24 protein-coding genes are annotated in these 21,504 nt (G+C 41.0%); 6 read left to right on the top strand and 18 right to left on the bottom strand.

Translation table 11 applies throughout. The annotated features are described in order from the left end of the window. The first annotated feature begins 14 nt into the window (after positions 1-14). From JW794_04640 to JW794_04615, 6 genes are all read left to right on the top strand, one after another. Positions 15-1,772, top strand: coding sequence for a hypothetical protein (locus JW794_04640; GenBank protein ID MBN2017404.1), 1,758 nt, complete (start codon positions 15-17; stop codon positions 1,770-1,772). Between the two features lie 13 nt (positions 1,773-1,785). Beyond that, positions 1,786-3,726, top strand: a complete 1,941-nt coding sequence (locus JW794_04635) for an ABC transporter ATP-binding protein (protein ID MBN2017403.1) — start codon at positions 1,786-1,788, stop codon at positions 3,724-3,726. 77 nt (positions 3,727-3,803) lie between these two features. Next, entirely contained in the window at positions 3,804-4,397 is a 594-nt protein-coding gene (locus JW794_04630; GenBank protein ID MBN2017402.1) for a glycerol-3-phosphate acyltransferase, read from the top strand. After that, complete coding sequence (locus tag JW794_04625; GenBank protein ID MBN2017401.1) at positions 4,398-5,528, top strand: N-acetyltransferase; 1,131 nt, start codon at positions 4,398-4,400, stop codon at positions 5,526-5,528. It abuts the gene before it with no gap. A 24-nt stretch (positions 5,529-5,552) separates the two neighbouring features. Then, the gene (locus JW794_04620) at positions 5,553-7,556 is read left to right on the top strand and encodes a BatA and WFA domain-containing protein (protein ID MBN2017400.1); all 2,004 of its coding nucleotides are present in this window, start codon (positions 5,553-5,555) and stop codon (positions 7,554-7,556) included. Continuing rightward, positions 7,553-8,443, top strand: a complete 891-nt coding sequence (locus tag JW794_04615) for a DUF58 domain-containing protein (GenBank protein MBN2017399.1) — start codon at positions 7,553-7,555, stop codon at positions 8,441-8,443. Before JW794_04620 ends, JW794_04615 begins: the two co-directional genes overlap by 4 nt. 238 nt (positions 8,444-8,681) lie before the next feature. Here JW794_04615 and JW794_04610 read toward each other — a convergent pair whose 3' ends face one another. The 18 genes from JW794_04610 to JW794_04525 form a co-directional block, all read right to left on the bottom strand. Next, positions 8,682-9,104 (bottom strand): rhodanese-like domain-containing protein, encoded by a 423-nt coding sequence (locus JW794_04610; protein MBN2017398.1) that lies wholly within the window; start codon positions 9,102-9,104, stop codon positions 8,682-8,684. Further along, positions 9,104-9,592 carry an asparaginase gene (locus JW794_04605; protein ID MBN2017397.1) on the bottom strand — a complete coding sequence of 163 codons (489 nt, stop codon included), beginning with the start codon at positions 9,590-9,592 and terminating at the stop codon, positions 9,104-9,106. The genes JW794_04610 and JW794_04605 overlap by 1 nt, the downstream gene beginning before the upstream one ends. Before the next feature lie 11 nt (positions 9,593-9,603). Next, positions 9,604-10,926, bottom strand: coding sequence for a signal recognition particle protein (gene ffh / locus JW794_04600; GenBank protein MBN2017396.1), 1,323 nt, complete (start codon positions 10,924-10,926; stop codon positions 9,604-9,606). Next, the gene (gene rpe, locus JW794_04595; protein ID MBN2017395.1) at positions 10,919-11,563 is read right to left on the bottom strand and encodes a ribulose-phosphate 3-epimerase; all 645 of its coding nucleotides are present in this window, start codon (positions 11,561-11,563) and stop codon (positions 10,919-10,921) included. Before rpe ends, ffh begins: the two co-directional genes overlap by 8 nt. Before the next feature lie 10 nt (positions 11,564-11,573). Next, positions 11,574-11,885 (bottom strand): DUF721 domain-containing protein, encoded by a 312-nt coding sequence (locus JW794_04590; protein ID MBN2017394.1) that lies wholly within the window; start codon positions 11,883-11,885, stop codon positions 11,574-11,576. Continuing rightward, positions 11,886-12,437, bottom strand: coding sequence for a hypothetical protein (locus tag JW794_04585; protein MBN2017393.1), 552 nt, complete (start codon positions 12,435-12,437; stop codon positions 11,886-11,888). A 3-nt stretch (positions 12,438-12,440) separates the two neighbouring features. Further along, positions 12,441-12,893, bottom strand: a complete 453-nt coding sequence (locus JW794_04580; protein ID MBN2017392.1) for a 50S ribosomal protein L9 — start codon at positions 12,891-12,893, stop codon at positions 12,441-12,443. After that, positions 12,893-13,780 (bottom strand): DUF2232 domain-containing protein, encoded by an 888-nt coding sequence (locus JW794_04575; protein ID MBN2017391.1) that lies wholly within the window; start codon positions 13,778-13,780, stop codon positions 12,893-12,895. The genes JW794_04580 and JW794_04575 overlap by 1 nt, the downstream gene beginning before the upstream one ends. A gap of 14 nt (positions 13,781-13,794) precedes the next feature. After that, positions 13,795-14,010: a 30S ribosomal protein S18 gene (locus JW794_04570; GenBank protein MBN2017390.1), complete on the bottom strand. Its 216-nt coding sequence runs from the start codon at positions 14,008-14,010 to the stop codon at positions 13,795-13,797. 23 nt (positions 14,011-14,033) lie between these two features. Continuing rightward, on the bottom strand, positions 14,034-14,453 hold the full coding sequence (locus tag JW794_04565) for a single-stranded DNA-binding protein (protein ID MBN2017389.1): 420 nt from the start codon (positions 14,451-14,453) through the stop codon (positions 14,034-14,036). A 58-nt stretch (positions 14,454-14,511) separates the two neighbouring features. After that, positions 14,512-14,802, bottom strand: coding sequence for a 30S ribosomal protein S6 (gene rpsF, locus JW794_04560; GenBank protein ID MBN2017388.1), 291 nt, complete (start codon positions 14,800-14,802; stop codon positions 14,512-14,514). 45 nt (positions 14,803-14,847) lie between these two features. After that, a complete protein-coding gene (locus tag JW794_04555; GenBank protein ID MBN2017387.1) occupies positions 14,848-15,435 on the bottom strand; it encodes an aminoacyl-tRNA hydrolase in 588 nt (195 codons plus the stop codon). Between the two features lie 14 nt (positions 15,436-15,449). Beyond that, positions 15,450-16,100 (bottom strand): 50S ribosomal protein L25, encoded by a 651-nt coding sequence (locus tag JW794_04550; protein MBN2017386.1) that lies wholly within the window; start codon positions 16,098-16,100, stop codon positions 15,450-15,452. A 2-nt stretch (positions 16,101-16,102) separates the two neighbouring features. Beyond that, entirely contained in the window at positions 16,103-17,065 is a 963-nt protein-coding gene (locus JW794_04545; protein ID MBN2017385.1) for a ribose-phosphate pyrophosphokinase, read from the bottom strand. Between the two features lie 15 nt (positions 17,066-17,080). Beyond that, entirely contained in the window at positions 17,081-17,953 is an 873-nt protein-coding gene (gene ispE / locus JW794_04540; GenBank protein MBN2017384.1) for a 4-(cytidine 5'-diphospho)-2-C-methyl-D-erythritol kinase, read from the bottom strand. Further along, a complete protein-coding gene (locus tag JW794_04535) occupies positions 17,895-20,186 on the bottom strand; it encodes a polysaccharide biosynthesis tyrosine autokinase (GenBank protein ID MBN2017383.1) in 2,292 nt (763 codons plus the stop codon). Before JW794_04535 ends, ispE begins: the two co-directional genes overlap by 59 nt. Before the next feature lie 15 nt (positions 20,187-20,201). Then, complete coding sequence (locus JW794_04530) at positions 20,202-20,702, bottom strand: SLBB domain-containing protein (GenBank protein MBN2017382.1); 501 nt, start codon at positions 20,700-20,702, stop codon at positions 20,202-20,204. 61 nt (positions 20,703-20,763) lie between these two features. Further along, positions 20,764-21,504: hypothetical protein (locus JW794_04525; GenBank protein MBN2017381.1), on the bottom strand; the 741-nt coding region annotated here is incomplete at its 5' end.

Genomic DNA, 21,504 nt, shown 5'->3' with positions numbered 1-21,504 from the left:
GTATAGGAAAATCAATGAAAAAGAAAAGTTGCCTGCTTATATTTTTATTAGTTTTCAGTACAGCTCTCGTTGCACAGGTTGTACTGGTTCCTCTGGATAATGATGTCTATGACTTCCTCGAGCGAATGCAGGTCAAGGGTATGACAGGGCGTTATTTTGACGGGATAAAACCAATGCCGAGGACGGATATTCGTGAATATCTCGTTCATATCGATGATTACGACGAATATGCAAACCTATCTCTTCATGATATCGAGCAGCTTCAAAGATTTCTCGATGAATTTTCCTATGAAAGCAAATACACACCGAGCATAGAAGAGATATCCAGCCGGTTCATTGAAGAATTTATTAATGTGCTTTTGGATGAAGATGCAGATACGACATATACTGAAGAAGAAAAATGGAAGCTTCTGAAATTCCCCTACAAATTTTACTCTGGAGACAGTTATATCTCTTTTGAGCCGAAATTCCAAGCAGAGCATAATGTGAACAGTAGTGATACAGCCACCTTTGCCGAAAATTACCAGCGGCTTACTGGTGGCGGTTATATCTTTGGCTATCTTGGCGATAATATAGGTTTCTCTTTTGATGGGGTGAATAATGCAGTCAACGGTAACATTTTTGATGTGAAGAAGATCGATTGTTCTGATCAAGGAATCGGTGTCGAGCATGAAAGGGAGGGTCGTTATTACTATGAAGAAGTTGATGCGGCAGTTTCTTTTTCAACCAAGTATGCTGATCTGACGATTGGAAGATTTTCAAATTATTGGGGATGTGGTCATACTGGATCTGTATCCTTGAGTAATAAAGCTCCATCATATCCGCAGGTCATGGTTCGGGCAAAGTTCAGCGACTGGCTGCGTTTCGTCTATTTTCATGGCTGGTTGGAAAGCAACATCCTCGATGACAGCACCTCCTATTTGATACACTATGAAGAAGACCAGACATTTGATAGAGAGTTTTATAAGAAAAAGTATGTTGCTGCGCATCGTTTGGAAATCGCACCATCGGACAGATTCAGCTTCGGGCTGAGTGAACTCCTCTATTATGGTGAACGGGATGCGGAATGTGTGTATTTTATACCGATCATGCTTTTCTGGTCAGCTCAACGCTATACCAACGACCAGGACAATGAAATGATTGGGCTGGATTATGAATGGATTCCGTTCCTGGGCCTCAAAACCTACGGCTCGTTGCTGATCGATGAAATAGCCCTTTCGAAGATATTCAAGAAGAATGAGTCCCATAACTATGTGGCATACCAGCTTGGCGCTTATATCGTTGAACCATTTATGACGGGACTCGATTTCCGCATCGAATATACACACGTTAATCCCTGGGTCTATACGCATAAGTTTCCTATAAATTATGCAACTTCTGATGATTACTGGATGGGTTACTGGACAGGGCAGAATGCGGACAATCTGTATTTTGGGATTGACTTCCAGGTCAATACGAAATGCAAGCTATCCATGGATTATTCTATCTATCGGAAGGGTGCTCAGGATAGCATCAAATACCAATATAAGATACCACCAGTTGAGAAGTTCATGTACGGGCATCAATATACAAAAAACACTTTTTCCATCAATTGCTCTTATGAGCTCTTACCCGAACTGGAAGCAGAAATTGGCTTTAAATATACGGACTGCGACGTCAACAAACATAACATAACGCTTGCCGAGCAGGGCGAGTATGTGAATCCCGTGTATTATAAGAGTGATTTTACTCAGAAAACACTTTCAGTTTTACTTTCCTACAGATTTGATTAACATATAACCTATCATGAAACTTTTTTTGCGCATTCTATCATACCTGAAGAAGGTCTGGCCAAAAGTCATTCTTGGACTTATTGTGCTTATTATCTTCGCATCCTTCAGCGGAGTTTCCATTGGTATGGTGTATCCAGTGGTGGATGAGATATTTGTTAAGCAGACCGCTGAAGAGTGGAAGGCAGATGAGGTGAACAGGGAGTCAGGAAATATTTCCTATGTTTTTAAAGAAACGGGATGGCTTTTCGGGCAGGGCATTCAGGCAGTCAAAGATAATTGGCATGAAAAGGACAGGTTCAAGGAAATTAAAGAGGACTTCAGTGTTTCGCTAAAAGAATTTGCTGAGCGGAATTCAAAAAGCATGATCCTCAAACTGCTGCTTGTGCTTGCTGTTATACTATTCCTGGTTCGCAGTCTTTCGATGTATGGACAGCAGATCATCTTTAAACAGATCGAAGAAAAAGTGATCATGTTTATCAGGAATGATTTCTATGAAGCACTCCTAAAAAAACCGATAGAATTTTTCCACAGCCATAAGCTGGGTGAGATCATTTCACGCGCAGTCAATGATGTTAAACTTGTTCGGGGTATGACACTGAATGCAGTCACGAGTCTTATCAGGAACCTTCTGCTCATTACTGTGTATGTTATTATGATGATCTCCGTGAGTCCCAAAATGTCCCTGATGACACTTTTTGTGGTCATACCAATTTCCATTGTCGTGAGCTTGATCTCCAATGCACTGAAGCGGCGGAGCAGAAAGGTGCAGCAGAAATTTGCCGACATAACCTCGATCCTGCAGGAAACCATCATGAATATACGCATTGTATTGTCCTTTGCAATGGGCAATTACGAGCGAGCTCGCTTCATGAAGGAAAACAGGAAATTTTATAAAAAATCAGTACATATGATGAGAGCTGGTCAGCTTGTGACACCATTTACAGAATTCATGTCTGTGATGATCACGCTTGTCATCATATGGTATGGAGGATTGCTTGTTCTGAATCCCTCCAATGCAATGACTGCCGGAAAATTTTCGCTCTTCCTTGTTGCTTTACTTTCCAGTTTACATCCAATCAAGGAGATTGCACGAGTGTATTCCGAGATCAATAAGGGGCTTGCTGCAGCCGAAAGAGTTTTTGATGTGATCGACGAGCCCGTGCTTTTACAAGATAGTGAAGATGCGCTTCCTATTATGAGCTTCAACGATTCCATTGTCTTTGATAAGGTCAGCTTTAAATACCCGACCTCAGACATTGTACTGAGAGACATCGACCTGACGATTGAGAAGGGAGAAGCAGTAGCATTCGTTGGTCCGAGCGGAGGTGGAAAATCGACGCTTATAAATCTCATACTCAGATTTTATGACCCAACCAGCGGTAAGATCAATGTCGATGGAACCGATATGAGGAAATACAAGATTGAGAATATCAGGAATCTAACAGGCATGGTCACACAGGAGGTTATCCTGTTTGATGATACCATCGAGCACAACATTTCATACGGCAGAATCGATGCGCCAAAAGAGGATATCATCAATGCAGCCAGAGCAGCGAATGCCCACGATTTTATCCTTGAGCTTGAAAACGGATATGATACGATTATCGGGGAGCGAGGTGTAAAACTATCTGGAGGGCAGAAGCAGAGGATCGCTATTGCACGCGCCATCCTTAAAAATCCTCAAATTCTTATTTTTGATGAAGCAACATCTTCCCTGGACGGAGAATCCGAATACCAGGTTCAAGAAGCAATTTATCGTCTTATGAAGAACAGAACGACCCTGATCATAGCACATAGACTTTCAACAATCCGAAATTGTACTAAGATCGTGGTTGTCGACAAAGGCATTATTGCAGAACAGGGCTCTCACGAAGAATTGATCGGGCAGGGTAATCTGTATAAGAAATTGCATGATATCCAATTCAGAGATTTTTCTGAAAACAACAGCGAGTAAAGACAACGTGAACAGCTGCGCATTACATGCGAAATACTTGACTTTAAGACATTTATCCAAGCTTTTGGGCATTACGTATGAGTATATTAGTTAAAGAAATTCTGTTGATCATCGCTTCGTATATACTGGGTTCTTTTTCCTTTGCGCGTTTGTTTACCCGTTTCTACAGCAAAGTGAATATTTACAAAGCAGGGAATTTTACAGCCGATGCAGGGAATGTGTACAGACACGTGAGCAAACCAATCGGTATTCTCTGCTGGCTCATCGATTTTATGCGCGTGTATCTTATCCTTTTCCTCACACAATATTTTTTCCTGAGAGACAGACCAGTATTGCTTATGCTGGTAGGACTCGCAGCAGTCATAGCACACTATTTCCCGATCATACACAGATTCCTCGGCGGGTACAGCATCGTGCCATATTTTGCGTTACTTGCATATTTTGCGCCAGTTCCAACACTCATTATTGCTTTAATTTCGAGCATCATCATTCTTGCATATAAGCAAATCCGCTTCTCCAAATATCTCATGGTAGTTATGGTTCCGGTGGTGAGTTATTTTTATAATCCCTTAAAAAATACGAAGATCCCGGTCATGTACTTATTACTGGCATCTGTTGCGATGGGAGTGGTTAATTTTTTAATTTCAAGAAGACATAGTAGTGGGATATAGATGACAGAAACAACAAGAATAACAATCAAGAACATATCATCAAAGAAGGACCTTAAGACATTTATCAAGATTCCTTGGAGTGTGTATAAGAACGACAAAAACTGGGTACCTCCTTTGATCAGCATGGAAAAAGAGCGCTTTGATCCTGAGAAAGGTGCATATTTCAAAAATGCAGAAGTCGAGTTCTATATTGCATATCGTGATGACAGACCAGTTGGAAGGATCGCAGCGCATATTAATCATACACACAATAATTTCCATAAAGATAAGGTCGGCTTTTTCGGATTTTTCGAGTGCATGCCGGATTATGAAGCTGCTGAAGCTCTCTTCCACGCTGCATCTGGTTGGCTGAAAGAGCGAGGTATGGATACCATACGCGGACCGATGAACTACTCGACGAACGACGAATGCGGTCTCCTCGTAGATGGATTCAATGTTCCGCCCGTTGTGATGATGACGTACAATCCCCAGTATTATGAAAGTTTTATCAAAAAATTCGGGTTCCAAAAAGCAAAAGATCTTTTTGCGTATTTTATTAATATTGATGGAATGCCGGAACGGCTTGATAGTGCTATCAACCGGATAAAAGAACGCAGGAAATTCACGATAAAAAAACTCCGCAAGAAGCATTTCCTGGAAGACGTCGAGACGGTTTTTGAGATATATAATAATGCCTGGCAGTATAATTGGGGTTTTGTACCAATGACCCGGGATGAGATGAAATATCTCGCCAAAGAATTAAAAGATATTATCGATTTTGATCTTGCATACATTGTGTATATTGACGAAAAACCGATCGCCTTTTCACTGACGCTTCCGGATGTAAATCAGGCACTTATCAAACTAAGGAATGGACGGCTTCTGCCATTTGGATGGCTCAAGCTTCTTCTTTCAATGAAGAATATCAACCAGGTGCGGGTTGTTACACTTGGGATTGTGAAAAATTATAAAAATATCGGCATCGACACAGTGCTGTATTATGAAACCATTAAAGAAAGTGTGCGTAAAGGAATGCCCCGAGGTGAGTTGTCATGGATTCTTGAAGACAACCTCCGGATGTGCCGTCCCATAGAACGCATGGGCGGCAAGGTGTATAAAACCTACCGCGTATACGACAAGAAGCTTTCTTAATAAACATTTCTTATAACAGGTATTATGAATTTATCTTTTCTGAACTCCCTTTTTCTCATCGGGCTGGTTGCAGCGCTTATCCCAATCCTGATCCATCTCTTCATCAAGTACAAACCGAAGATTGTCTATTTCAGTTCATTACGATTCCTGAAAGAGGTTCAGAAAAAGAAATCACGATTGCTTCGATTGCGAGAACTCCTCCTTCTGATCACCCGAATACTTATAATCATCTTTTTCATACTTGCACTGGCACGGCCGGTCATTCAAGCCCTGCTTCCCCAGAAGAGCACATCACATGCACCAACTGCGATAGCACTAATAGTTGATAATAGCTATAGTATGAATTATCTGGAAAAAGATGAATCAGTATTTGATATTGCCAAGCAGAAAGCACAGGATATTCTCACCGTGTTGAATGATAATGACCGGGTGATGCTCTTAACTCTCAGTCCTTCATATAATTCATCTCACAGCTTCTTTTCATCTCCAAACGAAGCTGAAGTTGAGCTTGCCAAACTTGTGATTTCAGATAATACGACTTCCCTGTCAAAAGTAGTGACAGACATTACGCCGAGTATAGCCCAAACAGATATGATCAACAGGGAAATATACATTATCACCGATGAGCAGGAATATCCGTGGCAGGATATCCAGGACATTGAACTCGTCGAGGAACTTTTCGTGATCCCTGCAGTTTCAGACAGTATAAAACAGAATATTAGCTCGGTGAGTGCGCGCTATGTTCCGGGGATTTTAAGCGAAACCAACAATCCGGTCATAAAAGCATCGATTAAGAACAATTCTCCAACTCCAGCTTCGGATGTCATCGTCTCACTCGTTTTGAATAATACCACACGTGCGGAAACTGCTGTTGATCTTAATCCTTACCAACCAAAGGAACTCACTTTCGAGGTACCCGAGCAAGGAGAACGTTTTTATTTTGGAGAAGTGAACGTAAAAGATGAGATGCTTCCCGATGATAATGTATTCTACTTCAATTTTCCTGTGCAGAGCAATCCAAAAATATGCGTCATCTCTTCCAAGGAGATACCGAAAGCCCTTTCGTTTGTTTTAGATGTCATCACCCAGCAGCAATGGGAGCATGTTGCATCACAGGAAATGAGCGAACAGTTCATCGATAACAATGAACTTTTCATTGTGTATGCATCCAACGACTTTGATGATAAGATGAATTTTTATGCTGATAAGATTCTGCAAAATGGTAAAACTCTTTTTTTGCTACCTCATGGAAACATGCATGAGTACAAAGACATGAAAGAGTGGCTTATCAGGAAGGATGTTCATTACCTAGAGCTTGAAGAGGAACATTCGGTCATCGGTTTTGTTAATAACGCACACCCGATCTGCGCAGTGATCAACAAGGATCATTTTCAATCTGTCGATATAAATAAGTCGTGGCAGGTGAAAGCACCAAATTTTGTTCCCCTTATCTCAACCGACAATGGAAATCCTATTCTAATAATCAGGGATAACCTGCTTCTTTCGTCAATAGATTTCACGAGCGATTGGAGCAATATTATCTACCAGACCGTATTTCCTGTGCTGTTTTATAATATTGGATACTACCTGGGAGACCCGGCTTCAGAGATTACTCAGTATACGGTTGGAAGCACGCCAGCAGAGCTCGATCTTGAGGGGGATTTTCTCTGCCAGATGCCGGATGGTGAAAGGATACCCTTGACCTTTAGCGGAAGTGAAAGGGCTTTCATGCAGACAGACCAGCAGGGACATTATTTTATATACGATGATTACGGGCTTGTGAAAGTTCTATCCTATAATGCAACTCGTGAAGAAAGCGATCTTTCCTTACTCAGTTCTGTGAAGAAAGAGCAGATGAAGAATGACTTGAAGAATTTACATTTCCTCACGGAAGAAGACTGGAAAGAAAACATCTTAACATCTCGTTACGGTTATGAATTCTGGAAGCAACTACTATGGATCGTTCTTGTGCTTCTTGTTATCGAGATGGCACTCGCGTATTCAGGAAAAGGGTTTCTTAACAAGTGAATCCGAAAGACTACCTTGCGCCGGAGATAGCAGCAAAACTCGACAGGTTTGAGCTTCGGGCACGCCTGATCGTGGAAGGATTCATTACCGGACTGCACAAGTCGCCCTATCATGGATTTAGTGTAGAGTTCCTGGAGCACAGAGAATACCTGCCCGGTGATTCCATCAAGCACATCGACTGGAAAGTGTTCGGGAAAACGGACAGATATTACATTAAAAAATTTGAAGAAGAGACGAACCTCAAAGCATACATTCTGCTCGATTGCAGCAACTCGATGAAATTCAGTTCACAGAAAATATCAAAGCTGGAATACGGAAAGACTCTTGCATCTGCTCTTACATATTTGATGATCCGCCAGAAAGACGGGGTAGGACTTTTAACGTTTTCCGATACGATCCATTCATACATTCCACCACGATCGACATCCGTGCATCTTAATACTATTTTTAAAGAACTTGAAAAAACAGAACCGCGATCCACGACAAACACACCGGAAATTTTACATAATCTTGCAGATAGGATCAAGAAGAGGGGATTGATAATCCTCATCACCGACCTTCTGGATGATCCTGAAAAAGTGATACTCGGTTTGCAGCATTTCCGGCATGAAAAGCACGAAGTCGTTTTATTTCATATTCTCGATCAGGAGGAAATAGACTTTTCTTATAATAAGAAAACGCGTTTCGTTGATATGGAAACGGGAGAAGAGATCATCACGCAGCCATGGGAGATCAAGAAGACCTACCAGAAAAAGATCAAGGAGATGAAGGCATATTATTCCTCTAAGTGCCACACTTCTTATATTGATTACGTACCTGTTACGACTTCCACTTCGTATGACAAAGTGCTGTTCGCGTATTTGATCAAGCGGCAGAAGTTGTTGTAAGAGATGAGTCGTTACAGGTCATTCGTAAGAGCAAATCCTACCACAGAGAACACAGAGAGCACGGAGAAAGCATTTAACAGTGCAGACTTTACTTTCTGTAAGTGTAAAGTTTCCCAACTATAGATATCGCAATAGCAGGAGCTTAAAATTAAGCCCAATTTTAGGAAAACGTGTCTGAAGTTTAATCGTTCCTGAGCACAATTTGGAAATAATACTTGTTTATAGTAATAATTGCAATTTATTCCGAAACAACCTCGTAACCTGCATCCTTCCAATCTTCAATTCCACCCTCCAAGTTATATACATGTGTAAATCCAAGTGGGATTAGTTTTTGTATCGCTGATCTGCTACGACCACCGGAAAGGCAATAGAATATGTATATTTTATCTTTGCCATAATGAAGCATTTTATCTGTAAAATCCTTATCTGTATAAAGCAGATTTAAAGCACCCGGGATATTTTCCCTCTCGAACTCATTTTCTGAGCGTACATCAATGATCATAAAATCCTGATTGGCTGCATTCTTTTCGATAAGTGCATGTGCCGGTTCTGCGGAGAGTTCCTGAATACCATTTTTTACAGGAACATCCTGATAACAACCCGCAATTGAAAATACTGAAAGTAAAAGGATTGAAATGAAAATCTTAAATATTATCTTCATTAATCGATATCTTCGAAGATTCCCGTCTTTTTATTTTTCACCACTTTATCCCACTCAAAATATTTCCCGTTCATAGAGACGTACACCCCATGCGGCAGGGTTTGAACAAACGCAAGTGCGCTGCCCAGGTTGAAGAGCCCGTCCGAGCTGCCGAACCTATAAGGGATCATTGCACCGGTAAGCACAACTGTTTTGTCTTTAATAGCCTCGCCGAGGACTTTTGCGGTGGCAACCATCATATCCGTGCCGTGGGTGATGACAATTTTATCTTCCTCAGAATCGAGACAGTGCTCCAAGATGATCTTCCTGTCCGAATTCGTCATACTCAGGCTGTCCTCGAGCATGAGCGTTCTGATCTTAAGATCGAGTTTGCATCGTCCGAGGAGGAGCATTTCCTGGATATGCGTGTCCTGGAAGAAAAGCTCACCTGTGAGTTCATTGTATTCCTTATCAAAGGTTCCGCCGGTTACATAGATCTTAATTTTCATGTCATCCTTACTTACATCGGGAACATCTTTTTTCCCATATTGAAATTACCTTTGTTAAATCGTTTCATCATTTTTTTCATTTGATCGAACTGTTTAAGGAGCTGGTTCACACGCTGCAACGAAGTGCCGCTGCCCTGCGCAATTCGCTGGCGTCTGCTGCCGTTTATGATATCAGGATGCTCCCGCTCTTTTTGTGTCATGGAGAGAATAATTGCCTCGATATGCTTGATCTCGGATTCATCCACTTTGATATTCTTCATCATTTTTGAATTGCTGCCCGGAAGCATTTTCAGTATTTCATCCATTGGACCCATGCTTTGCATTTTTCTGAGTTGATCAAGGAAGTCATCGAGAGTGAAGAGGTTTTTACGGAGTTTTTTCTCGAGTTTTTCAGCTTCCTCTTTCTCGAAGGTCGCCTCTGCTTTTTCGATAAGTGAAAGTACATCTCCCATGCCGAGAATACGCGATGCGATTCTGTCTGGGTGGAACGCTTCAAGGTCGCTGAGTTTTTCCCCGACACTGACATAGCGTATTGGTTTTCCGGTAACAGCCAAAACAGAGAGTGCTGCGCCCCCACGAGCATCGCCATCCAGCTTGGTAAGAATAATACCCGAAAGGTCGAGCCGTTCATTGAATTCACGAGCACTGTTGACTGCATCCTGTCCGGTCATTGCATCAGCAACATAAAGTATCTGGTCGGGTTTGATCGCTTTTGCAAGTTCTTCCACCTCGACCATCATTCTCTCATCAACATGCAAACGACCCGCAGTATCAAAGATCACAAGGTTCTTAAATTCTCTTTCTGCAAACTTCAAAGCTCCTTTTGCAATTCTCGTGACCTTCGCTGTTTCTTCTGTATAGACCGGAATATCGATTGATTTCCCGAGTGTCTGAAGTTGTTTGATGGCAGCAGGTCTGTACACATCTGCAGCAACGAGTAATGGTTCATAACCATGCTTTTTAAAATGCAATGCAAGTTTGCCGCAGGCAGTTGTTTTTCCAGAACCCTGCAATCCAACGATCATCATTTTTGATGTCCTATTTTTAGGAAGCGGCTTTTCTTCCGTATCAGGTGTCATCAATGAGACAAGTTCTTCATTGACGATTTTGACGATCTGCTGTCCTGGTGTAAGAGATTTTTGAACTCGTTCTCCAAGAGCTTTTTTCTCGACAGCTTTTGTGAAGTCCTTTACGATCTTATAATTGACATCTGCCTCGAGGAGCGCAAGCCTGATTTCGCGAAGCCCTTGCCTGATATCTTTTTCGGATAGTTTGCCTCGCGATTTGAGTTTTGAGAAAACGGCGTTGAGTTTATCGGTCAGTGATTCAAACATTGCGAAGTCCTGCTATGGTTTTTTTGTAGTTAATGCTCTTAAAGATAAAACTTCCTGCCACGAGTATGTTTACCCCGGCTTCCTTTACCGGTTTTGCAGTTTCAAAATTTACACCACCGTCGATCTCTATCTCGATTTGTCGATCTCCGATGATCTGCTTTGCTTTTCTCACTTTCTCAACTGAATCTTCAATGAATGACTGTCCGCCAAAGCCCGGATGAACGGACATTATAAGCACATAATCAATTTCACTGAGTACAGAGGGAAGAGCGTCAAGGGGAGTTTCTGGATTTATCGCAATACCTGCTTTTACACCGCGTTGTCTGATGCGTCTGAATAAGGTAATGTAGTTCGAATCGGTTTCAATGTGGAAGGACAGGTAGTTGACTCCAGCATCGATAAAGATATCAATAAAATCTGCAGGGTTTGTGATCATAAGATGTGCATCGAGTGGGAGTTCGGTAATTGAACGCACTTGTTGCACAATGCCGGGACCAAAGGTCAGGTTCGGTACAAAATGGCCATCCATTATATCGAGATGAAGCATGTCAGCACCGGCATATTCAACGGCTTTGATTTCTTTCTCAAGATGAAGAAAATCCGATGATAGAATCGAAGCAGCGATCTTATATTTCATAGAGGTGTATTTATGCGTTTATTTTTTTGCCCGAAAGAGAAAAAATAATGTTCTTGATCTGATGGGTTGGGTCAAGTTGTCCATTAAGCTGTTCAAGGATTTCAGTTTTCTTAAGCACAAGTTCCTGAAGCCAGATATTGTTCTCGACGACAATGTACAGAATGCCATTTTCAAATTTCAGGATCCTGGTTTTGTTATCGAGAATATCTCCGACAATTCTCCTCCAGAGGAACGCTATTTTTATTTCACGAGAAAATCCTTTATCAGAAAGGTTCTGAATAAGGTTTTCTATTACTGAGCTAATTTTTACAAATGAGGACATTTACTCGATTTTCTTGGCAAAGACCATGGAAAGTCCTACCCAAGAGAAAATCGCAAGCAACAGAACCAGATAGTAAACTGTGCTGAGAGCGCCGTAACTAAGGTCGTATCCGGACATGGCAAGTGCAGGAAGGAAGGCAGTAACAAGCAGCAAGAGATAGCCAAGAACAGCAATGATTCCACCGAATTTATTGATAATGAGAATAGCAATGGCGCCAAGGGCAACAAGAACTAATGCAAAAACGAAGATAAGAAGCAGTGTGATGAAGGGAAATCCGAAATTTCCAAAAACCTGTGCAGGGAGCAAGCAGCCAATAAGAAGGAGAATCATGCCAATGACCTTTTTTATAATGATCTGGCTTTTTGTCGTAACGGTTCTGCGTTTTGTATGCTTTTTAATAAAAAATCCAACACCGAAGATCACGATCGCAACGATTACCCAGATGATGCTTGTGCGATAAGGATCGTCACTTGCAAAACCTATCGCTGCAAAGGCACACAGGATAACGAGCCACATGATCACTTCTTTGATAATGCTGATGATTTTTCTCATTTTTTACTCTTTCTCTTCTTTTTCAACCTTTATCTTCAAGGTTCCTTTGATATCACCTTTGAGCTCAATGGTCACCTCATGATCACCAAGCTCTTTAATATGTTGTTCCATTTTGACGTTATGCTTGTCAATAATTAAATCTTTTTCTTTGAGTTCATTCACGATATCCTGCTCATTTACCGAGCCATACAGGTGTCCGTTTTCATCAGAAAGACGCGTGAAAAGGATGGATGTCTTTTCGATTTGCTTCATGACCATTTCTGCCATCTTCAGTTCTTCGGCAAGACGTTTTTCCTCTTCTTCTTTGAATTTTTCGATCAATTTCTTATTCTTATCGGTTGCAGGAATTGCAAAACCTTTTGGAAAGAGAAAGTTTCGGGCATAGCCGTCTGCGACCTTTACGATCTCGCCGACAGACCCAAGATTTTCTAAATTTTTCTTTAAAATTATTTTCATTATGTATCTCCTCTATGATGTGCAAATTTTCGTAATGGTAACCAGTTGTCAAGAAGCCCTGCAACTGAGATAACAAGTAATAATATATAGCTGAAAAGCGGAATTATCAGCATAATGATCCCAAGGAATTTACTTCGGTTCAGAATGGCTTCCACATAGCAGTACAGTACAGAATAGCCCTGGATAAGAAGGATTAAACCAACAATGAAGAGTACATTGTAGCTGAAAGCTCTGAATTTTATAATGAATAATATCAATCCAATCGCGATACCAATCTGTATGTAGTATGGAAATTTGATGCTGTTGAAATGCCATTTCAGTGAATTTCTTCTTGAAAAGAGTAATGCGCCAAAAAAGACGCCGAAAACAATACTCGTCATCCAGATCGAGGCATTTCCGTAAATCATCATATTCTGCATTTTTTCGAATGTCGGATACATCGACTCCAGCATTTCTGGTGAAAAAACATTCTCGATGCTGCTCAAAAAGAGTTGTGTGCTTTCTTCTGCCACTAATTTTATAAAGGGGAAGAAGAACAGATTTTTCAAACCGATGAAAAGCAATCCTGGTATCATTGTGAGTAGAAACGCAGGCTCGTATTTTTTGTATTTAAGAAGTGCCGAAGCAAAAACCAAAGGGCTCACGCCAACACTGATCCATATTTCAAATGCCTGGATCAATGGCAGCACATTAACAATGACTAGCAGTGCGCAGATCGCTGTAAATATCCCCAGATATTGGAGAAGAGCAGGAGACTTTGATGTTGTTTCAATCTCCTGCCCATCAGTTACAAAAATCAGTTTTGTGACAAAAGGAACCGCAATAAGAAGCGCAAAAAATCTGGAGAAAAGCGCTACAACTGCAATGAGAACACAGTACAGGATCATCGGTAGTAGATCAATTAGCCGATATAGGGAATGAGAGCCATTTGTCTGGCTCTTTTGATTTCTCGAGCGAGTTTTCTCTGGTGTTTACTGCAGGTGCCGGTTATCTTTCTTGGAATGATCTTCCCGGATTCAATGATGTACTTGCGCAGTACGTCAGTATTCTTGTAGTCAATTTCTGTTTCAGGATACTTGCAGAATTTGCAATATCTTTTTCTTATGTTTTTTCTCATGTTCTAATAGATCTCCGTTTTGTTTAGAATGGTATGTCGTCTTCCGGTTCCTGATTTGACGTTTCGGTTCTTTGTTCCTGCTCACCATCCTGGGCTTCGCGCTCAAGATTCTGTATACGATTTGCCACGATCTCAGTTGAGGTGCGGTTATTGTCGTCTTTGTCCTGCCAGGTTCGTGACTGAAGCGTACCTTCAATAATTACAGGAGAACCTTTGGACAGTGTCTCTGAGACGCGTTCAGCAAGACGAGCCCATGCAACGACACGAAAGAAACTCGTGTCTGTTTGCCAGTTGTTATCGGAATCGCGGTACACTCTGTCCACTGCAATACTCATTGTGGCAACAGGTGTTCCAGAACCGGTATATCGGAGTTCGACATCCCGTGTTAATCGTCCTGAGACGATCACATTGTTAATTCTCGGCAGATTTAGTTTTTTTGCCATTTTTTTCCTCCCTCCTCTAAACTGCATGAAATGCAATTTAGAAAGAAAAGGTAGTTTTTTAGTCTTTTTCTTTTTTAATAACGTTGAATCTTATGATGTTTTCGTTCAATCGGTAGAAATTTTCCAAAGCTTTAATGTGACTGGGATCAAGTGAGAAATAGAGGATGGCATAGAAGCCTTCATTATGCTTTTCGATCTCATAAGCGAGTTTACGTAATCCCCAGATATTCACATTATCGATCTCAGCTTCATGTTCAGTAAGGAAATTTTTGACTTTGTCAAGTGTCTGGTTTGTTTCTTCTTCAGATAGAGGTTTGATGATGATCATCGATTCGTATGATTTTTTCATAGCATTCCTTTCGGTTTTATTTTCCGCAAAGCGGAAGGCAATCCGTCATTCCACGGATAAGGAACAGAGTCTGCTGTATGCAGCACTCATTTTTTCATAATTTTGATATATAAAGTATGATGTGAGTTCCACGGCTGTAGGGATTACTTCCTCTATACGCTTCGTTTCGTTATCAGAAAAATTCATGAGAACAAATTCTTCCAAGGGCATATCTAACCCGGAAGCCGATTCAAAACCTTCAGGAAGAATCCCAATACGCATTCTGGGGAAATTTTCTGAATCCAGGGCTTCGATCACTGATGTGAGACCATTATGTCCGGCATCAGAACCGCGCCGTCGAATCCTTAAACTCCCCAGCGGGATATACACATCATCTAATATAATTAAAAGATCGCTTTTTTTTACATCGAATTCTTCCATGACTGCTGAAACTGCCAGTCCTGAAAGATTCATATAGGTGAGCGGTTTGAGAAAAAGCCACTCACCTTTTCGAGCAAGGAGATAGTTCTTGATTTTTTTAAACCGAGGAACCCGTAGTTTTTCACACAGTGCACCGAGAACCATAAATCCGACATTGTGCCGTGTGAATTGATATTCAGGTCCCGGATTACCAAGCCCGACAATGAGTTTCACGTATGTTTTTTTTATTATTCAGATTCTTCTTCAGAATCTTCTGCACTCTTTTCTTCAGCTTCTTCAGCAGGTTCTTCACCTTCAGCCAGTTCTTCCTCTTCAGGAGCTTCTTCAATCTCCATCTTAGGTATAAGGACTGAGACCAAGGTTGTATTCAGGGGTTGAAGGAATTCGACATCAGGATATTTTTCCTGGATATCTTCAATATGAATAGAATCACCAATTTGAAGCTGGGAAACATCTATTTCTATAACGTCCGGTAGGTCTTTGGGTAAACATCTCACCTGGAGTTCACGAATTCCTGATTCAAGCATGCCACCCTCTTTGATACCGGGGGCATCACCGAGTGTAACAACAGGGATATCAACATCGAGTTTATGTCCTGCGGAAACTTCCATAAAATCAAGATGTACAATTTCTCGCGTAACCGGATCGATCTGCATGTCTCGAACTAAACACCGGTGCTCCTTTCTTCCAATCTGAAGAAAGATAAAGCTCTGATGACCAAGACTCTCTTTATAATAATGATAGAAATCGGAATAATTAATTTCCAGGGGCATGGATTCCATATCAGATCCATACAGAATTGCTGGAATTTTGTCTTCACTGCGCGTCTTTTTGGCAGCCTTTTTTCCAGTTTCTCTTTTTACTGCTTTAATTTTCATGTTTATGTAACCTCATCTTCTATTTTGAATAGGACACTGACCGATTCCTCATTATGAATTCTTAGGATTGCCTGAGCAAGAAGAGATGCAATTGAAAGCTGTTTTATTTTTGAGCTTTTGTGCTTCTTTTCTCCCAGAGGAATTGAATCAGTGACAACAAGTTCGTGTATATTTGACCTATCGATTCTTTCGATCGCATCACCACTCAGTACTGCATGAGTGCATGCGCAATAGACTTTTTTTGCACTTTCATTCTTAAGTGCATCAGCCATTTTGATGACAGAATTTCCAGAATCGATAATGTCGTCAATGATTATGGTGTTTTTATTCTTAACATCTCCAACTACATTTAGCAGTTCCAGTTTGCCGCGATTTCCGATCCTACGCTTATCACCAATTGCAATTGTTGCGTTGAGCCCTTTACCAAGCATACGTGCTCGCTGGGTTCCACCTGTATCTGGTGCTACAACAACGCAATCTTTCAGGTTCAACGGCTGGAAATAGCTGAGGAATATTGGAAGCATCGAAAGGTGGTCAACGGGTATGTCGAAGAATCCCTGGATTTGCTCGGCGTGAAGGTCAAAAGTAACAACCCTGTCTGCACCGGCAACCGTTAAAAGGTTTGCCACAAGCTTTGCAGTGATAGGAACTCTTGGCTGGTCTTTTTTATCAGAACGAGCATAACCGTAATAAGGTATGACCGCAGTGATTCTTCCTGCAGAAGCTCTATGCAGGGCATCGATCATGATAAGAAGTTCCATGACATTGTCGTTGACCGGAATGCATGTCGGCTGAACAATGAACACATCTGTTCCACGAACGTTATCGAGGATTTTAACAAAAGTATTATCATTGGAGAATTTAAAAACCTCGGCACGACTCAGCGGCAGTCCTGCATGTTCAGCAACCTTCAGGGCTAATTCGGGATTTGAATTTCCCGTAAAGATATGAATTTTTGATTTCATAATATGTTCCGTTGATTATCCAATTTTGGTTTCATAAACCCAGTAATTATATTTCTTGAAATACTTTTTTGCCATTTGAAGCTTCTCGCGGGATGGGAAAATGCCGAAAATAGTCGAACCACTCCCAGACATAAGGCTTCCCAATGCACCTTGATCAATTAATTGAGTTTTTATTTCCTGTAAAAGAGGGTAGTGGGCAAAAACACCCTGTTCGAGTCCGTTATACAGATTCTTACATATTGTCTCAATATCATTAACAGAGAACGCGTTGATCATTGCTGATTTCTGCTTCTCGTGAGTATCTTCTATAACAGACCAGGAATAGGCATTTCTGCTTGCGATCTCAATGCCGGGATTAACAAGGAGAATATGTTCAATGTGCGGATTTGGGAATCTTTCCTTGGTAATTTCACCTCGACCCGACAGGAATGCAGTTTGGTCTTCTAAAAAGAAATTGATGTCGCTTCCGAAACGTGCGACAACCTCATGCAAATCATTGTGGGATAAACCAAGATTCCACATTTCATTTAAAACATCAATTGTCGTAGCTGCGTTTGAACTACCGCCACCCAAGCCTGCGGCAATTGGGATATTCTTCTTTAGTTTAATTTCAACACCATTTTTCACATTATATGTATCTTTTAAATAACGAGCGATTTTGTAGATGATATTCTCTGATTCTTGAAGTGTTTCAGAGGTGCAATAAATTTTCACCTCTGTTTTATCTGTCAATCTAAATATAAGATGATCTGCAAGGGTAATAGGCGCAATTATAGTTTCTATTTCATGAAAGCCGTCATCCCTTTTATGAAGGAGATCAAGAAAGAGATTAAGCTTTGCTGGTGAGTCTTGTGTGACCTTTACTTTTTCTCTTTTTCTTTTTTGCACCTTTTTCGTCGTCAGCGTAGTAATAATAATAGTAGTAATAGTAATATTTATATCCGCTGTAGTATTTCTTTACCTCGATTCCGTTAACAACAACTCCGGCTGCCTGGGTATCAATATTTCGCAGGAGATTTTTGGCTTGTTCTATGATCTCTCTCTCCGTTGAATTAATACGTATGACGAGTACAAGCTGATCAACCTTCTTTGCTAGGATCAAGGCATCAGTAACAGCAATGATAGGTGGAGAGTCGACAATGACATAATCATATTCTTCGCGCAGTTTTGCAAAGAGCTCATCCATCTTTCTCGATGAAAGCAACTCTGAGGGATTCGGTGGAACATGACCTGCGGTGATGATATCCAGATTGTCCATGCCCGAAGGTTTGATAATATCGTGTATATCAATATCATCTTTTGTTAAATATAGAGATAGTCCGTTCTCTCTCGAGACCATGAACAGGTTATGAACCATTGGTCGTCTCATATCACAGTCAATAAGTACAGTTTTTGAGCGCATCTGGGACAACGTTATGGCAAGGTTGCTGCTGGAGGTAGACTTTCCTTCTTTCGGACCGGAACTGGTTACAAGGAAGATTCTACCACTACCAGGTACTTTCGAAGGAAGCGACACCGCATTAGTTCTGAAGGTTCTGTATGCTTCAGCAATTGGCGATTTAGGACTGTAATGCGGTACGAGACGTGCAACCATCTGCCGCTGAGTCGTTGTTAATTCCTTCAATTTCTCTTGATCTTTAATTTTACTCATCATATCTTCGATATCAGCAAGTTGTTTTTCATCAAGTGGAATATCAGGGATCGTGCCGAGGATGGGCAGCTTAACATATCGCTCAACATCAGAGAGATTATTGATCTTCGTATTAAGAGATTCAAGAAGGAATGCTGCACCGATACCCAGACCAAGTCCGAGAAGCAATCCTATAAGGATATTCATTTTTACTTTCGGTGAGACTGGAGATTTGGGTAAACTAGCCTGATTGATAATACGAATATTACTCAGTTTTCCCTCTTCTGAAATTTTTGCCTCTTCATATCGCTGAACAAGCATGCTATAGACTTCTTCATTGATTGCTTTAGAGCGTTCCAATCGTGCAAGTTCCAGCTCGGCGTCTGGAAGACCAGACATTCTTACAGAGTATTCTTCTACGACCGTTTCGAGACCATTTACTTTAGCTGTTGCGGTTTGGAATTCAACTTCTGTATTAATAATATCAACAAAAAGCTCCTGACGTCTGTCAAGGGGATTAAAGGAGTATTTGTTCACTTCTAAAATTTTATCGATTTCTGCCTTCATCTGGCGCTTAATATTCTCGATTTCACTTCTCAGAGATACGAGCTGAGGGTGGTTTTCCGTATATCCCTCTTTTGTCATGAGGATCGCAAGCCTGCTTTCATTTTCAATGAGTTTTTGACGCAACTGTTCTGAAACCGGGGAAGAGATTGATTCCATTTCTTCGCCGAGGGCTTCGTCGATCTTTGTTAGTTCGCTTTTTAGATAATTGAGTTTGTTTTCCACAACCTGCAACTCTGTTTGTGCAGAACTGAGTTGTGCTTCAAACTCAACCATGTTTGTGATCATCTCTTTAGTTTCTTCGGAAAGAGCAAATACTTCATTTGCTATTTTATATGCCCGAAGATCTTCTTCAGAAATGGCAAGTTTCTTTGATGTGACATCAAGTTGCTTTTCAAGGAATTCTCGGACACTAGTTACTTCTGCACGGGCATATTTCAAACTCTCTTCCTGATAGCTATCCATAACAGAATTGACTGCTGCTTGAGCTTCTTCTGGGCTTGTTGATTTAAATGACACATCGACAATATCCGTTTCACGCTCTGCGGATACTTCGATATTTTTTGTTAATTCTTTTTGGGGTACATCGGAAGAAAGAATAGGGAAATTCTCAGCGATAGGATTTCTTTGAAGCTTTGAGACAGCGTTTTCCATGACCGAGGGGCTTTTAATAACTTCCATCTGGTTGTTAACGTCATTGCGTCCAAAACCACCAGTACTAAAAAAAAGGTCGGTTTGTTTGTTGAGCTCTAGTAGTATTTTTCCGCTGCTTTCGTAGATTCTTGGTGCACGAGCAGTGTAATAAATCGTAGCTGCCATGACCACAAAAAAGATGATTATAATGAGCTTTATATGACGAAGAATTATTCTATAATAATCTCGTAGTTTAATCTCTTGTTCTTGCTCTTGTTCGGGGAATTGCATCATATGTAATCTCTCAGTCTATTTTGATTGAATGGTTAAATAAAGATTATAAATACTCAGTACAGTTGCGAATTTTGCAAGAAAGTCTGCGACTCGCTCCATCCCATAAAATACTGTTCCGGATACGACTATGGTATCTCCTGCTTTCAGCACAGGCACGATATCATAATTGCCAGTATCAAGATATTTCTTAAGGTTAATCCAGATCACCTCACCTTGCTGGTTTTCCTGGCTGGGTCGAACAATCCTTATTTTGGAAAGTTTGGCGTCTTCTGTAGGTCCACCCGCAAGTGACAGCAGCGTTAAAAGATCTGTGTCATCAGGGACAAGATAAAAACCGGGTTTGCGCACCTGACCCCAAATTTGTGTATAAATTCTCAACTGTTCTTCATCTCCCATAGTTCCTGAGTATGAATACGCAGAACTACTGGTCGACGGAGTGATCGGTGGACTGTCCTGAGCAAGGCAGGCAGTACTTAAGAGAATAAAACTCATTATTATTACAAAAAGGTGTTTCATATTGAACTCCCTTTACTAGTGTGGATGCAAATTTTCAAAAGATAATTTTCCGTCAATTTATTTATTGAGTAAAATGTATGATACGTTCTTCGGATTCAGATCCGATATCGTCTCCTACGATAAAGAATGCATCAATGCGCCAGATATAACTAATGCTCGGGATCGGTACGAATTCAATCTCATCGATCGTTATGCTGGTTTCACCAGGGATGAGATCATCAGAAAAGATTAGATTGTGACTGGTATCGTAAAAGAGAATGCGGTATGTGTAACCGGTTCCATCCCATGAAAATTCAATTGGGTCATTTACAGAGAAAGTGCTGCCATCTGCTGGTGCCTGCAAACCGGGCACTTCGATCAATCGATACGAGACAGTATCTGAGTTTGTGAAATTTCCTGCTTCATCAAATGGGACAATAAAATACGACCATGTTTTTTGTATGACTGGTTCCTCATAACCAATGAATTTATCGTAATATAGAGATGAGTCTGGTATAAAAGGTATTTGTTCTACGAATGTTGTATCACCGTACTCGTTGAATCGCCAGATATCAATATGATGAATGTCTCCATCTTTTTGCAGGGGAGTATCATCCCACTGTATCTTCATCCAGTTGTAGTTTAGGCTGCCAGCAGGATATGCATCGATTCCGTTGTTCTGATCGGTATACTGGCAACCAGGATCGCCCGGGTCACATTTATGGGGTGTCATCTCTACCTTTGACGGAGGGATCAAATCATAATTCTCTGCCTTGTCATAACTGCATGTAAATAAAAACAGGACAATTGCCAGAATAAATAT

The organism is Candidatus Cloacimonadota bacterium (assembly GCA_016932035.1).
Classification (GTDB): domain Bacteria; phylum Cloacimonadota; class Cloacimonadia; order JGIOTU-2; family JGIOTU-2; genus Celaenobacter.
This window is presented reverse-complemented; position numbering and strand designations above follow the sequence as displayed.